The following is a 14706-nucleotide window of genomic DNA, read 5'->3' on the forward strand; positions in this document are numbered from 1 at the left end:
ACCACCGCCCCTCCGCCCCGGCCGCCAGCCCCTGCGCATGCCTGCCAGGGCCCGTCAGAAGGCCTTGCCGGGCCGGCCCGGGAGCCGTTTCCGAACGGATTCCGGGCCGGCCGCGTAAGGAGCCGTCCCCTACGCCCCCGCGGTGACCTTCTCCCCGTCCCGGGTCCCCGCCTCGGGTATCTCTCCATCGGCCGTGGGCTCACCCGGCCCGCCCGGCGCACCCTTCGTACCGGAGGAGCCGGCCGGGGCCGACTCTCCTTCGCTGAGGCCGAACCGCTGGTGAAAGGCGCGCAGCGGCCTCGGGGCCCACCAGGTGGCGTGGCCCGTCAGCTTCATCACCGCGGGGACCAGCAGGCTGCGGACCACCATGGCGTCCATCAGGACGGCGAGGGCGATCCCGAGCCCCAGCATCTTGGTGTTGGTGACCCGCGAGGTGCCGATGGCGACCATCACGACCGCGAGGATCACGGCGGCCGCGGTGATCAGGCCGCCGGTGCGGGACAGTCCGAAGGTGACCGAGCGTTCGTGGTCGCCGGTCCGGTCGTACTCCTCCTTGATGCGGGAGAGCAGGAAGACCCCGTAGTCCATGGAGAGTCCGAAGGCCACGCAGAACATCAGGACGGGCAGGGTCGTCTCGATGTCCCCCGTACTGGTGAAGGCGAGGATGCCGGAGAGGTTTCCGTCCTGGAAGACCCAGACCACCGCGCCGAACATGGCCGTCAGACTGAGGGCGTTGAGCACGACCGCCTGGATCGGGATGAGCACGCTGCCGGTGAGCAGGAAGACCAGGAGCAGCGTCACCACGACAATGATGCCGATCGCCCAGGGCAGCCGGTCCGCTATGGCGTCCTTGGAGTCGACGAGAACCGCCGCCGTGCCGGTCACCGACGTGTCGAAGGAGCCTGCGGGCAGCGCGCGCAGATCCCGTACGAGCTGCTGGGTGTCCTGACCGACCGCCTCACCGCCGGACAGCACGTCGAAGTACGCGGCCGAGTCCGATGTGAGCGGCCCCTCGACGCGCTGCACGCCCGGAACCTTCCCGATCCGGTCCTTGAGGGCCGCGTACGCGGCCGGCGTGCCCTCCCCCTCGACCAGCATCGACAGGCCGCCGCCGGGACTGCCGGGGAAGCCCTCCCGGATGTGCTCCTGGACCACGCGGGACTCGGCTCCGGCGGGGAGCTGGCGGTCGTCCGCCGTACCGAACTTGACGCCGAGGAAGGGCAGTCCGAGGAGGACGAGCCCCACCGTGGTGACGATGGCGAAGACCGGTGCCCGGCGCATCACCAGCTCGGCGAAGCGCGCCCATCCTCTGCCGGAGCCTTCGGCGGTGGCTTCCGTCCTCTTCCTGCGGCGCAGCAGGCGGCGCAGGTCGAGCGCGTTGACCCGGTGGCCCAGCAGCATGAACGCGGCGGGCAGCAGGATCAGCGCGGCGGCAGCAGCCAGCAGGACCACGGCGATCCCGGCGTAGGCGAAGGAGCGCAGGAAGTACTGCGGGAAGACGAGCATCGCCGACAGGGACACGGCGACCGTCAGCGCGGAGAAGAGCACCGTGCGGCCGGCCGTGCGCAGCGTGGTGCCGATGGCCGTCCGGGTGTCGGCTCCGGCGTCCAGCTCCTCCCGGAAGCGGCGGACGATGAACAGGGCGTAGTCGATGGCCAGTCCGAGGCCGAGGGCCGTGGTGAGGTTCATCGCGAAGACCGAGACGTCGGTGAACTCGGTCAGTCCGCGCAGCACTGCGTTGGTGCCGAGGATGGCGACGATGCCGACGAGGAGCGGCAGCAGGGCGGCGACCGCACTGCCGAAGACCATGACCAGCAGGACGAGCGTCACCGGCAGAGCGATCAGCTCGGCCCGCAGCAGGTCCTCCTGGATGATCGTCTGCATCTCCTGCTGGACGGCGACGGGCCCGCCGACCGAGACCTTGACCGGGCCCCGCTCCCCGGCGAAGGCAGGCGTGATCCGTTCGAGCGTCCTGCCCGCCTCCGTCTCGTCGCCGCCTATCCGGGCCGCGATGAGCGCCTCGCGGCCGTCCTCGGCACGCAGGGCCGGCGACGTGGTCTGCCAGTAGGAAGTGACCCCCGATATGCCCTGCTCTGCGGCGAGCCGCTCGGTGAGCCGTGCGGCCTCGGCGGCCACCGCCGGATCGTCGACGGTCGCGGCGCCGCTGTCCACCAGGAGGAGCAGGTTGGGCTGCGAGGCCGGGAACTCACGCTCCAGCGCCTCGGTGGCGTACGACGACTCGGCGTCGGGAGCCTGCCAGCCGCCGCTGCCCATCCGGTCGGCGACCCCGCTTCCGGCGAAGACGGCGAGGGCGGTGATCACCAGGGCGGTCAGCAGAGCGAGCCGGGGCCTGGCGGTGACGAACCGGGTCCAGCCTCCGAGACGCTGTGGACCGGGCCCGGAACACTGGGGACCGGGCCCGACAGGCTGCGGACCGGCCGTGCCGGGTGGACCGTTGACTTCGGACATGGTGCGGTGTCCCCTTCACCGAGACCCGGGCGGCGCAGGGCAGCATGGGTCAGTCATTGCCACTTACACTGGCAAACACGAGTAGTCGCTCGCGTTTCACAAGAATGCGAGCGAGCACTCGCGTTTGTCAAACGCATCACGAAAGCTGGGGATTGCCATGCCGGAGGCCAGAGCCAAGAAGGGCGCCGCAGGGGACGGCGCAGCCGGGAAACCCGCGGCCGAGGGGCCCGGCGGCGGCGCGGGGGCGGCGCGCCCGCGCCGGCGCCAGGCCCGTGGCGAGGCGCGCATCGCGCAGCTGCTCAACGCCGCGGCCACCATCTTCGGGGCCAACGGCTACACCGCGTCCAGCACCAACGCCATCGCCCGCGAGGCCGGAGTCTCGCCGGGCACGCTGTACCAGTTCTTCCCGAACAAGGAGGCCATCGCCGTCAAGCTCGGCGACCAGCTGCTCCTCCGCTGGCGCGACACCTACGGAGCGGCCTTCACACCGAGCCACATCGAGCTGCCGCTCGACCGCATGCTCGACGCCATCCTCGACCCGCTGATCGCGTTCAACTGCGAGAACCCGGCGTTCTTCGTGCTGATGCACGGTTCGGAGATCCCCGGCCGGATCACCGAGGCGCACGACACCCTGCACGTCACCATGTTGAGCCGGGTCGAGGAGGTCCTCGCCGGCTACCTGCCGGAGACCCCCGCCGCCCAGCTCCACCGGGTCGCCGAGATGACCTTCATGGTGTTCAAGGCCGGGCTCGACCTGGTCCTGGCCAACGAAGGCGACGAGCGCGCGGCCTACATCCGCGAGCTGAAGACGGCCATGTACCGCTACCTTGACCCGCTCATCGGCGACGACGCACCCGACCTGGCCCCGCAAGCCCGCCAGAGCCCCACCCTCTAGGAGGTCCGCGAGCGGACCGGAGTTCACCAGCGGACAGAAGTCCGCGAGCAGACCGGACTCCGCGAGCGGCGACCCGCACCGGGCGCGCCCGCATCTCTTAATACCCCCTAGGGGTATAATGTGGAGTAAGTGAGGCACCCCGGGCTCCCCTGTGTTCCCCCACGCCCCACGCGCACGCCGAACGTGTCCCCGAAGAGGAGAACGCCATGACCGCCGAGACCGAGCCCACCACCCAGTCCACCGGCTCCTGCTGCTCGCCCGCCGGCTCCTGCCACGGTGGCGGCGCCGCCGACGTACAGATCGAGCCGACGGACTCGGTCACCACGGTGTACGAGGTGAAGGGCATGACCTGCGGCCACTGCGAAGGCGCCGTGTCGGAGGAGATCTCCGCGCTCGGCGGCGTGACGTCCGTCGAGGCCGTCGCCGCCACCGGCCGCGTCACCGTCTCCTCCAAGGCCCCGCTGGCCGAGGACGCCGTGCGCGCCGCCGTCGACGAGGCCGGTTACGAGCTCGTCGGCCGGGCCGCCTGAGCGCCCGTCGCACCACCCTCTCCCCGTCGGGCCGTACTCCACCAGCAGATACTGGTGGAGTACGGCCCGACCTGCGTCACCCAGGAGTTCGGACATGGCCAGCACAGCAGCAGCCGAGACCCCGGCCGCCCACGCCTCCGAGGCCGAGCTCATGATCGGCGGCATGACGTGCGCCGCATGCGCCGCCCGGGTCGAGAAGAAGCTCAACCGGATGGACGGCGTCACCGCCACGGTGAACTACGCGACCGAGAAGGCCCGCGTCACGTTCACGGAGGGCCTGGAGCTGGCGGACCTCGTCGCGACGGTCGAGAAGACCGGCTACACGGCCCGCCCGCTCGCACCCCCGAAGCGGGAACCCGAGCAGGAGCCTGAGCAAGAGCCTGAGCAGCAACCCGCGCCCGAGCGGGAACCCGGACCGACCCTGGTCGATGCCCCGGCCGAAGTCGCCGAAGCTGCCGGAACCACCGACGCCGCCGGAACTCACAGAACCCTCGGAGCAGCCGGAACCCCCGAAGCCGCCGAAGCAGAACAGGCCGCCTCCCTCGCCGCGCTGAGGCAGCGGCTCACCGTCTCCGCCGTCCTCAGCATCCCCGTCGTCCTGCTCGCCATGGTCCCGGCGCTCCAGTTCGACTCCTGGCAGTGGCTCTCCCTGACCCTCGCCGCGCCCGTCGTCGTCTGGGGCGGCCTGCCCTTCCACCGCGCCACCTGGACCAACCTCCGGCACGGCGCGGCCACCATGGACACGCTCGTCTCGATGGGCACGCTGGCCGCCTTCGGCTGGTCGCTGTGGGCCCTGTTCCTCGGTGACGCGGGGATGCCGGGCATGCAGCACGGGTTCGACCTCACCGTCTCGCGCGCCGACGCGAGCTCCACGATCTACCTGGAGGTCGCGGCCGGGGTCATCACCTTCATCCTGCTCGGCCGCTACCTGGAGGCGCGCGCGAAGCGGAGGTCCGGGGCCGCGCTGCGGGCGCTGATGCACCTGGGCGCCAAGGACGTCGCCGTACTCCGAGGCGGTACGGAGGTACGCGTCCCGGCCGACCGGCTCGCCGTCGGGGACCGCTTCGTCGTACGCCCCGGCGAGAAGATCGCCACCGACGGCACCGTCGTCGAAGGCAGCTCCGCCGTGGACGCCTCCATGCTCACCGGCGAATCCGTCCCCGTGGAGGTCACCGCAGGCGACTCCGTCACCGGCGCCACCATCAACGCCGGCGGCCGCCTCGTCGTCGAAGCCACCCGCATCGGCACCGACACCCAGCTCGCCCGCATGGCCCGCCTCGTCGAAGACGCCCAGAACGGCAAGGCAGCAGCCCAACGCCTCGCCGACCGCATCTCCGCCGTCTTCGTCCCCATCGTCATCGCACTCGCACTCGGCACCCTCGGCTTCTGGCTCGGCAGCGGCGCCGGACTCACAGCAGCCTTCACCGCCGCCGTCGCCGTCCTGATCATCGCCTGCCCCTGCGCCCTCGGCCTCGCCACCCCCACCGCCCTCATGGTCGGCACCGGGCGCGGCGCCCAGCTCGGCATCCTCATCAAAGGCCCCGAAGTCCTCGAAACCACCCGCCGCGTCAACACCATCGTCCTCGACAAAACCGGCACCGTCACCACCGGCAAGATGACCCTCCTCACCGTCCACACAGCCGACGGCACCGACGACAACGACGTGCTACGGCTGGCCGGAGCCCTGGAACACTCCTCCGAGCACCCGATCGCCCAAGCCGTGGCAGCAGGCGCCGCCGAACGACTCGGCGGCCAATCCCCCCTCCCCACCCCCGAAGACTTCACCAACATCCCCGGACTCGGCGTCCAGGGCGTGGTGGACGGACACGCCGTCCTCGTCGGCCGGCCCCGCCTCCTCGCCGACGCGGGCATCGCCCTCCCTCCGGAGCTGACCGCCGCCCTGGCTGAGGCCGGGGAGCTGGGGCGTACAGCGGTGGCCGTCGCCTGGGACGGGAAGGCCCGGGGCGTGTTCGGGGTGGCCGACGCCGTCAAGGACGGCAGTGCGGCCGCTGTGGCCGAGCTGCGGGCCCTGGGGCTGCGGCCCGTCCTCCTGACCGGTGACAACCGGGCGGTGGCCGAGGCCGTGGCCCGCGAGGTGGGCATCGACGAGGTCCACGCCGAGGTGCTCCCCGAGGAGAAGGTGGAGGTGATCAAGGGCCTTCAGGCGGAGGGCCGGAGCGTCGCGATGGCCGGCGACGGGGTCAACGACGCGGCGGCTCTGGCCACGGCAGATCTGGGGCTGGCGATGGGTACCGGGACGGATGCGGCGATCGAAGCGAGCGACCTCACACTGGTTCGTGGAGATCTCAAGGTGACAGCTGACGCAATCCGCCTTTCCAGGCGTACTCTTTCCACCATCAGGGGCAACCTCGTCTGGGCCTTCGGGTACAACGTCGCGGCGCTGCCCCTGGCTGCAAGTGGCCTGCTCAACCCTATGATCGCGGGAGCCGCCATGGCGTTTTCGTCCGTGTTCGTCGTCACGAACAGCCTCCGGTTGCGTGCCTTCACGTAACTTCCACAAAGAGATTTAGATCACACCGGGTTCAGGGTAACCATCCGATGGGTTCATGAGTCTTAGAGTGCGATGCCAAGGATGTCTTGGGGGACGTCCGATGGAGTGTCTTGGGGGACGCTCCTGTGGCAAGCGTTGAGCCGGGGCACGTGCACCGGGGAGCTTTGAGCGGCCCTCCCGTGCGTACGTACCCCGGCAGACCGCGCACAGCACAACAACGGGAGCTTCGGCTCCCTTCAGACGCCCGGCCGGATCCCGTGGGGGGAATCCGCTCCGGGATATGGGAAGCGCCCTGACCGTCGACCCGTGGGGGGATCGGCGGCAGGGCGTTTCTCGCTTGTCCAGGCCGTGCAAGCCTCCGCTCCCGGCCTGGCACTCAAACACCCGCACGGACCCCGGAAACGCCGAATCGCCCCGGACACCGCGCTCTGTGCGAAGCGCGGTACGCGGGGCGAAGGCAGTCGGCCGAAGAGGCCGGGGTACTACAGGGCGGTACGAGACCGGGTGAGCGGCCCTCGACCGGAACGAGGTACGGTCAGCGACCCTCGACCGGGACGAAGTCGCGGAGGACCTCGCCGGTGTAGATCTGGCGCGGGCGGCCGATGCGCGAACCCGGCTCCTTGATCATCTCGTGCCACTGCGCGATCCAGCCCGGAAGGCGGCCGAGCGCGAAGAGCACGGTGAACATCTCGGTCGGGAAGCCCATGGCCCGGTAGATCAGACCGGTGTAGAAGTCCACGTTGGGGTAGAGGTTGCGCGAGACGAAGTAGTCGTCGGAGAGCGCGTGCTCCTCCAGCTTGAGCGCGATGTCGAGCAGCTCGTCGGACTTGCCGAGCGCGGACAGCACGTCGTGCGCGGCAGCCTTGATGATCTTGGCACGCGGGTCGAACGACTTGTACACCCGGTGGCCGAAGCCCATCAGGCGGACGCCGTCCTCCTTGTTCTTCACCTTGCGGATGAAGGAGTCGACATCGCCGCCGTTGGCCTGGATGCCTTCGAGCATCTCCAGCACCGACTGGTTGGCGCCGCCGTGCAGCGGGCCCCAGAGCGCCGAGATGCCGGCGGAGATCGAGGCGAACATGTTCGCCTGCGAGGAGCCGACCAGACGGACGGTGGAGGTCGAACAGTTCTGCTCGTGGTCCGCGTGCAGGATGAGCAGCTTGTCCAGGGCCGAGACGACGACCGGGTCCAGCTCGTACTCCTGGGCGGGGACCGAGAAGGTCATGCGCAGGAAGTTCTCGACGTACCCGAGGTCGTTGCGCGGGTAGACGAAGGGGTGCCCGATCGACTTCTTGTACGCGTACGCCGCGATCGTCGGCAGCTTCGCCAGCAGGCGGATCGTCGAGAGGTGGCGCTGCTCCTCGTCGAACGGGTTGTGGCTGTCCTGGTAGAACGTGGACAGCGCGCTGACCACCGAGGAGAGCATGGCCATCGGGTGGGCGTCGCGCGGGAAGCCGTCGAAGAACCGCTTGACGTCCTCGTGCAGCAGCGTGTGCTGGGTGATCTCGTTCTTGAAGGTCGCCAGCTCGTCGACCTTCGGGAGGTCGCCGTTGATCAGCGTGTACGCGACCTCGAGGAACGACGAGCGCTCGGCGAGCTGCTCGATCGGGTATCCGCGGTAGCGCAGAATGCCCTGCTCACCGTCGAGGTACGTGATGGCGGATTTATAGGCGGCGGTGTTGCCGTATCCGCTGTCCAGCGTCACCAGGCCGGTATTGGCCCGGAGCTTCCCGATGTCGAAGCCCTTGTCGCCGACGGTGCTGTCGATCACCGGGTAGGTGTACTCGTCATCGCCGTACCGCAGTACTACAGCGTTGTTGGTGTGCTCGCTCACGTCATCCCTCACCGACGTAGTGCCTCTTCTTCGAGGTGCCCTGACTGTCTCCACCCTCCCCCATTCGGCTCAGGAGAGTGCACTCGGGGTCGTCCATTGGACCTACTGGCGGCACTGAGTGCCGTCAACTTTCTCATCCTGCCCCCTTGACTGCGGTTCCGGAAGACCTCCGTGATGTTTCCCACCGATTTGATCGATCATTTTTGGGCGGGGGTCACGAGAAGTCTTCGCCCGAGCCGCCCCGCAGCCGGAAATCCAGTGCCGTACAGCGCCTGCCTGCGGAAACCGTACGGACTGCCTGGCCGATCGCCTTACGGGACCCGACCAGCACGACGAGCTTCTTGGCTCGCGTCACTGCCGTGTAGAGCAGGTTGCGCTGGAGCATCATCCAGGCGCTGTTGGTGACGGGGATGACGACGGCCGGATACTCGCTGCCCTGGGAGCGGTGGATGGTCATGGCGTACGCGTGGGCCAGCTCGTCCAGCTCGTCGAAGTCGTACCCGATCTCCTCGTCCTCGTCGGTGCGGACGGTGAGCCGCTGTTCGTCCAGGTCAAGGCCGGTGACGATGCCCACCGTGCCGTTGAAGACGCCGTTCTCGCCCTTGTCGTAGTTGTTGCGGATCTGGGTGACCTTGTCGCCGACGCGGAAGACACGGCCGCCGAACCGCTTCTCGGGGAGGTCGGGGCGGCCTGGGGTGATGGACTGCTGGAGCAGCCCGTTCAGCTCGCCCGCACCTGCCGGACCCCGGTGCATCGGCGCGAGAACCTGCACGTCACGACGGGGATCGAGGCCGAACTTGGCCGGAATGCGGCGGGCCGCCACATCCACCGCCAGCTTGCCCGCGTCCGCCGTCTCGTCCTCCACGAAGAGGAAGAAGTCGTTCAGCCCCTGGGTGAGCGGCGGCTGACCGGCGTTGATGCGGTGGGCGTTGGTGACCACCCCCGACTGCTGGGCCTGCCGGAAGATCCTGGTCAGCCGGACGGCGGGGACGGGGCTGCCCTCCGCGAGCAGGTCGCTGAGCACCTCCCCCGCCCCGACCGAGGGCAGTTGGTCGACATCGCCCACGAGGAGGAGGTGGGCACCGGGTGCCACGGCCTTCACGAGCTTGTTGGCCAGCAGCAGATCGAGCATCGATGCCTCGTCCACGACGACCAGGTCCGCGTCCAGCGGACGGTCCCGGTCGTACGCGGCGTCCCCGCCCGGCTTCAGCTCCAGCAGCCGGTGCACGGTGGAGGCCTCGGCCCCCGTCAGCTCGGCCAGTCGCTTGGCGGCCCGCCCCGTGGGCGCGGCCAGCACCACCTTCGCCCGCTTGGCCCGCGCCAGCTCGACGATGGAGCGCACGGTGAAGGACTTCCCGCAGCCGGGCCCGCCGGTCAGGACGGCCACCTTCCGGCTGAGCGCGAGCCGTACGGCCTCCTCCTGCTCCGGCGCCAGCGAGGCCCCCGTACGCGTCGCGAGCCAGGCCAGCGCTTTCTCCCAGGCCACGTCCTGGAAGGCCGGCATCCGGTCCTCCTCGGTCCGCAGCAGCCGCCGCAGCTGTCCGGCGAGGGACAGCTCGGCCCGGTGGAACGGCACGAGGTAGACAGCGGTGATCGGCTCACCGCCCTCGGAGGACGGCACCTTCTCCCGTACGACACCCTCCGGATCGGCGGCGAGCTCGGCGAGGCACTCGATGACGAGGCCCGTGTCGACCTGGAGGAGCTTGACCCCGTCGGCGATGAGCCGTTCCTCCGGCAGGTAGCAGTGCCCTTGGTCGGAGGACTGCGACAGGGCGTACTGCAGGCCCGCCTTGACCCGCTCCGGGCTGTCGTGCGGGATGCCGACGGCCTGGGCGATCTTGTCGGCGGTGAGGAACCCGATGCCCCACACGTCGGCGGCGAGCCGGTAGGGCTGGTTCCGCACGACGGAGATCGAGGCGTCCTCGTACTTCTTGTAGATACGGACGGCGATGGAGGTCGAGACGCCGACGCCCTGGAGGAAGACCATGACCTCCTTGATCGCCTTCTGCTCCTCCCACGCGGCCGCGATCATCTTCGTGCGCTTGGGGCCGAGACCGGGGACTTCGACGAGCCGCTTCGGTTCGTTCTCGATGATGTCGAGGGTGTCGACGCCGAAGTGCGTGGTGATCCGGTCGGCCATCACCGGACCGATGCCCTTGATCAGCCCGGAGCCGAGATAGCGGCGGATGCCCTGGATGGTGGCGGGCAGGACGGTGGTGTAGTTCTCGACGGTGAACTGCTTGCCGTACTGCGAGTGCGAGCCCCAACGGCCCTCCATCCGCAGCGACTCACCGACCTGCGCGCCGAGCAGCGCACCGACCACCGTGAGGAGATCCCCGGCCCCGCGCCCGGTGTCGACGCGGGCGACCGTGTACCCGTTCTCCTCGTTGGCGTACGTGATCCTCTCCAGGACCCCGGTCACCTCACAAACACCCTGGCGGCTGCCTTGCTGCGACTCAACTCCCCTACCGGGCATGTCCCACCTGGCTTCCCACGTCTCCGATGCCTGCGAGGCTATCGCCCGCCACCGACAGAACGGGCTGGACCGTATTCCGCGAGGTGGATGTCCGGCGTGTGGCGACAGCCGGACCGTCCTCGTGAGGTAACGGCTTGGAATCGCGCCCCCTGGCTCGCCTCGACGCCTGCATGCTCATGCCATGGGAAGACGTGACGGGGTGCGCAGGGGAACGGCCCGGGGGTATCTGCTCGACGGCTGTCTGGCCGTGCTCATGCTGCTTCTCGTGTGTGTCATCGGACTGTGGGTCCGGCTGGCCACGGCGGACGACCGCGCCGAGGCAAAGGCCCGCGCTGCCGTGCGGAGTGCCGCTGAGACCCGGCAGGAGAGGCTCGCCGACGCGGCAGCCGACGGCGTGCTGGACGACAGCGAGATCGCCCAGGTCTTCCCACGGGAAAAGCCGGCTCAGGGCCTGGTCGGCGTCGAGCGGCAGAGCCCCGATCTCACGGTGACGGCAGAGCTGCTGGGCGTCGGGCCGGGGGCCTTCCGCGCCGAAGCGACACTTGTGACAGGGTGCTTCGCTTTCGAGGTCGCACTGGACGGCAAGTCAGGGCCTGCGGTCACCGTGAGGGAACTGGCCGTAGAGACCGAGCCGCAGTCGGCGTGTACAGCGGCAGAGGCGCCGGCTCCCCGTGTCCGACCAAGTGAGCACCTCACCTCATCGTGATCCAGGTCACGTTTGCCTGGTGAGGTGTGATCCTCTCCAGAACCCTTTCGACAACGGCCGTGCCGGACATGACCCGACGCCACCGTCCGCCACCGACAGCGCGGTTCGCGCCCCGGAATACCGCCTACACCGCGGGCCCGCCGTCCCGGTACTCGTTGGCGAGCAAGGTGTCCATGGTCGACCGCAGCCGCCCGATGAAGTCCTCGAACCGCTGGATCTCCTGCGGCGAGTACGCGGACATCGCCTCGGCCATCCGTTCCGCGTACGGACCGAAGAACGCCTCGGCGCGCGGCCGGATCCCGGGGCTGCTGCGCAGGGTGACGACCCGGCGGTCGGTGCTCTCGCGGGTGCGGACGATGTGCCCGGCCTGTTCGAGCCGCTTGAGGAGGATGGCCGTGGCGCCGGAGGAGAGCGAGACGCGCTCGCTGAGGCGGGCGGGTGAGAGCGGTGTGCCCTGGTCCTCGGCGTACAGGATCTCCACCAGGGCGGCGGCATCGGTGGAGTGCAGCCCGAGCCAGGTCGCGAAGCGGCGCGTGAACTCGGTGTAGTTGGCGCCGAAGGCGCGCAGGCCGTCCATGAGGTGGTCGACGCGGGTCGCGTCGCCACCGCCGTTCCCGCCGGCTCCCGCATCGGCGTTGGCCATCGCTCCGCCTCACCCTCTCTTCCGCTTCCGGTCTTCCGGTCTCCCTCGCTTTGACAACCTACCGCGCCCACTTTACCTTTACCGCAAAGCTAATTACCTTTGCGGTAAAGCAATCAAGGGAGTCGAAGCGCCATGCCCGAACCTTCCGGCCTGCCCGAACCCTCCGGCCACGCCGAACCTTCCCGGCCTGCGGAAACCCCTCCCTCGGTACGTCAGTGGCTCGGCCTCGTCGCCGTGGCCCTCGGCGTCGCGCTGATCGTCGTGGACATCACGATCGTCAACGTGATCCTGGCGCCGATCATCGAGGACCTGGCCATCGGCTCGTCCGAGGCGCAGTGGATCCAGGAGTCCTACGCGATCACCTTCGCGGCCCTCCTCCTGGTCACCGGCCGCCTCAGCGACCTCTACGGCGCGCGCCGGATCTTCCTGCTGGGCCTCGTCGCGTTCGGCGCGACGAGCCTGCTGGCCGCCCTCGCGCCCAGCGGCGGGCTGCTGATCCTGGCCCGGTTCGTCCAGGGCGTCGGCGGAGCGATGATCCTGCCCACCTCGCTGGCCCTGCTGAACGCCACGTTCTCCGGCCGGGCGCGCGGCCAAGCGTTCGCCGTCTGGGGCTCGACGATCGGAGCGGCCGCTGCCGTGGGACCGCTGCTGGGCGGCCGGCTCGCGGACTTCTCCTGGCGCTGGGCCTTCGGCATCAACATCCCGCTCGTGGCCTTGATCGTGGCGGGCGGCCTGCTGTACCTGGACGTTTCGCCGCGCACCCGGGGCCGTATCGACGGCGTCGGAGCCGTACTCTCGGCGGCCGGCCTCGGCCTGCTCGCGTACGCCCTGATCGAGAGCCGCACGCACGGCTGGCTGATGACGACGAAACCGCTGGAGGTGGGCGGCCTCACGTGGAGCGGCGGCCCGTCACCGGTCCTGGTCGCCTTCCTCGCGTCCGCCCTGGCCCTGGGCGCGTTCTGGCGGCGGCAGGCGGTGCTCGGCCGGTCGGGCGGCGAGCCGCTGATGGACGTCGGCCTCTTCTCCATCCGCTCGTTCCGCAACGGCAACTTCGTGACGCTGATGGTCGGGCTCGGCGAGTTCGGCATCATCGCGGTGCTGCCGCTCTGGCTCCAGTTCGCCCTCGGCTACAGCGCGTTCCAGGCGGGCCTCGCGCTGGTCGCCCTGGCGGCGGGCAGTTTCGCCGCCTCCGGGGCCGGTTTCCCGATGTCGGCGACGGTCTCCGCCCTCACGCAGGTCCGGATCGGCCTGGTGCTGGAGGCGGCGGGCCTGGCGATGCTGGCGCTGATCGCCTCGACGGACAGCACCTGGTGGCTGATCACGACCGCGCTGTTCGTGTACGGGGTCGGCGTCGGCTTCGCCACGGCGCAGGTCACCAACATCGTGCTCGTCGACGTACCGTCCCGAAGCGCCGGGCAGGGCTCGGGCATCCAGAGCGCGGCGCGCGAACTCGGCTCGGCGCTGGGCATCGCGCTCCTCACGACGCTCTTCTTCAGCACGCTGGCGTCCGGCATGACCGACCGCCTCACCCGGGACGAAGTGGCCGCCGGTGAGGCGGAACGGCTGGGCGACGTCGTCACGGAGAGCGCCGGTTCGGTGATCGGGGCCTTCGCGGCGGACCCGCGTACGGCGACGGCGGCGGAGGCGGCGCGCGAGGCGATGGCGGTGGGGGTGCAGGTCTCCGGATACGTGTGCGCGGGGCTGCTGCTGTTGGCGCTGGCGGCGACGCTGTTCATGTCACCGAAGGCGCGTACGGACGCGCGGGCGGAGGAGAAGCGGAGCGAGCGGCAAGGAGCGGGCGACCCGGCCCGGTGAGGCCGGCTGAAACCCGGCGGACGACTCACCCGTACGCCCTCCCCCCTGCGGCCGTCATGAGCGCGTGGCACCGAAAGTCACGTGGGACCGGGACCTCTTCCTCTCGCCGGGAAAGCCAAGGAGCAGCGTGCTAACGTAACCGGCCGTGCGAGCCCCGGGCCTGCGGAAATCCGGCCGCCCGGGCCTACCAACCAGGGGAGTCCACTTGGCAGTTCACACAGGGCCCGGCCGTTGCGCCGCCCTGCTCCTGACGGTGGCGGTGGCAGCCGGAGCTCTCACCGGATGCCAGTCGATCGCCGACGCCGCGTCCACCTCGGGGTGCGATGGCACCGAGAGCCGGATCAAGAAGCTGGAGTCGTACGACGTCCTGGGCTCAGAGCCTGAAGGAGCCGTCGTCCCCAAGGGCTTCGAGAAGCTGGAGTCAGGCTGCTGGCAGGACAGCGGAGAAGCGCAACTGTACGCCTCACGGACCTACGTCCTCCGCGGCGACAAGGCCGAAACAGCCGCGCACTACCGGTCCGTGGCGCAGCGGGAGGGCTGGCAGCCGGGCCGCCCCGACCAGGGGTCGTCGAACGACGGACAGTTCGCCGGCCTCTGCTTCACCAGGACCGAAGGAGACCGGGCGACCGCTTTGGACATCTACTTCCTGACCAAGGAGATCCTGGAGGCGGAAGAGCGCGAGCCCGGCCCCGAGTTCAGCTCCGGATCCGGATACCGCGTGGAGATCACCGCGGCCGCAGACGGCTCACCCGCGGACTGCTCGGACTGAAACAGGTCCGCGACGGCCCGGTGCTGCTCCCGACCGCGGTCTTCACCAACCTCGCCC

General features: G+C 69.9%; 10 protein-coding genes. 6 read left to right on the forward strand and 4 right to left on the reverse strand.

All coding sequences use genetic code 11. From position 1 onward, the window contains the following. Window positions 1-129 precede the first annotated feature (129 nt). Window positions 130-2469 carry an MMPL family transporter gene (locus ACIRR8_RS02610; RefSeq protein WP_404058123.1) on the reverse strand — a complete coding sequence of 780 codons (2340 nt, stop codon included), beginning with the start codon at window positions 2467-2469 and terminating at the stop codon, window positions 130-132. Window positions 2470-2626: 157 nt separating this feature from the next. Between ACIRR8_RS02610 and ACIRR8_RS02615 the strand changes: the two genes are divergently transcribed. The 3 genes from ACIRR8_RS02615 to ACIRR8_RS02625 all read left to right on the forward strand — a co-directional run bounded on the left by ACIRR8_RS02615 (window position 2627) and on the right by ACIRR8_RS02625 (window position 6406). Further along, on the forward strand, window positions 2627-3364 hold the full coding sequence (locus ACIRR8_RS02615) for a TetR/AcrR family transcriptional regulator (protein WP_404058125.1): 738 nt from the start codon (window positions 2627-2629) through the stop codon (window positions 3362-3364). A 206-nt stretch (window positions 3365-3570) separates the two neighbouring features. Further along, window positions 3571-3894, forward strand: a complete 324-nt coding sequence (locus ACIRR8_RS02620) for a heavy-metal-associated domain-containing protein (protein ID WP_404058127.1) — start codon at window positions 3571-3573, stop codon at window positions 3892-3894. A 94-nt stretch (window positions 3895-3988) separates the two neighbouring features. After that, a complete protein-coding gene (locus ACIRR8_RS02625; RefSeq protein WP_404058129.1) occupies window positions 3989-6406 on the forward strand; it encodes a heavy metal translocating P-type ATPase in 2418 nt (805 codons plus the stop codon). 535 nt (window positions 6407-6941) lie between these two features. Here the strand turns inward: ACIRR8_RS02625 and ACIRR8_RS02630 are convergent. Further along, entirely contained in the window at window positions 6942-8240 is a 1299-nt protein-coding gene (locus ACIRR8_RS02630) for a citrate synthase (protein WP_109165615.1), read from the reverse strand. Window positions 8241-8454: 214 nt separating this feature from the next. Further along, window positions 8455-10716 (reverse strand): ATP-dependent RecD-like DNA helicase, encoded by a 2262-nt coding sequence (locus ACIRR8_RS02635; RefSeq protein ID WP_404058131.1) that lies wholly within the window; start codon window positions 10714-10716, stop codon window positions 8455-8457. A gap of 199 nt (window positions 10717-10915) precedes the next feature. Here ACIRR8_RS02635 and ACIRR8_RS02640 point away from each other — a divergent pair, with 199 nt between their 5' ends. Continuing rightward, window positions 10916-11422, forward strand: coding sequence for a hypothetical protein (locus ACIRR8_RS02640; protein WP_404058133.1), 507 nt, complete (start codon window positions 10916-10918; stop codon window positions 11420-11422). A 124-nt stretch (window positions 11423-11546) separates the two neighbouring features. Here ACIRR8_RS02640 and ACIRR8_RS02645 read toward each other — a convergent pair whose 3' ends face one another. Further along, window positions 11547-12065: a MarR family winged helix-turn-helix transcriptional regulator gene (locus tag ACIRR8_RS02645; RefSeq protein WP_404058135.1), complete on the reverse strand. Its 519-nt coding sequence runs from the start codon at window positions 12063-12065 to the stop codon at window positions 11547-11549. Between the two features lie 132 nt (window positions 12066-12197). Between ACIRR8_RS02645 and ACIRR8_RS02650 the strand changes: the two genes are divergently transcribed. After that, window positions 12198-13880, forward strand: a complete 1683-nt coding sequence (locus ACIRR8_RS02650; RefSeq protein ID WP_404058137.1) for an MFS transporter — start codon at window positions 12198-12200, stop codon at window positions 13878-13880. A gap of 205 nt (window positions 13881-14085) precedes the next feature. After that, window positions 14086-14649 (forward strand): hypothetical protein, encoded by a 564-nt coding sequence (locus tag ACIRR8_RS02655; RefSeq protein WP_404058139.1) that lies wholly within the window; start codon window positions 14086-14088, stop codon window positions 14647-14649. The last annotated feature ends 57 nt before the right edge of the window (window positions 14650-14706 follow it).

Source organism: Streptomyces sp. NPDC101178, from assembly GCF_044767965.1.
In the GTDB taxonomy this organism is placed as follows: domain Bacteria; phylum Actinomycetota; class Actinomycetes; order Streptomycetales; family Streptomycetaceae; genus Streptomyces.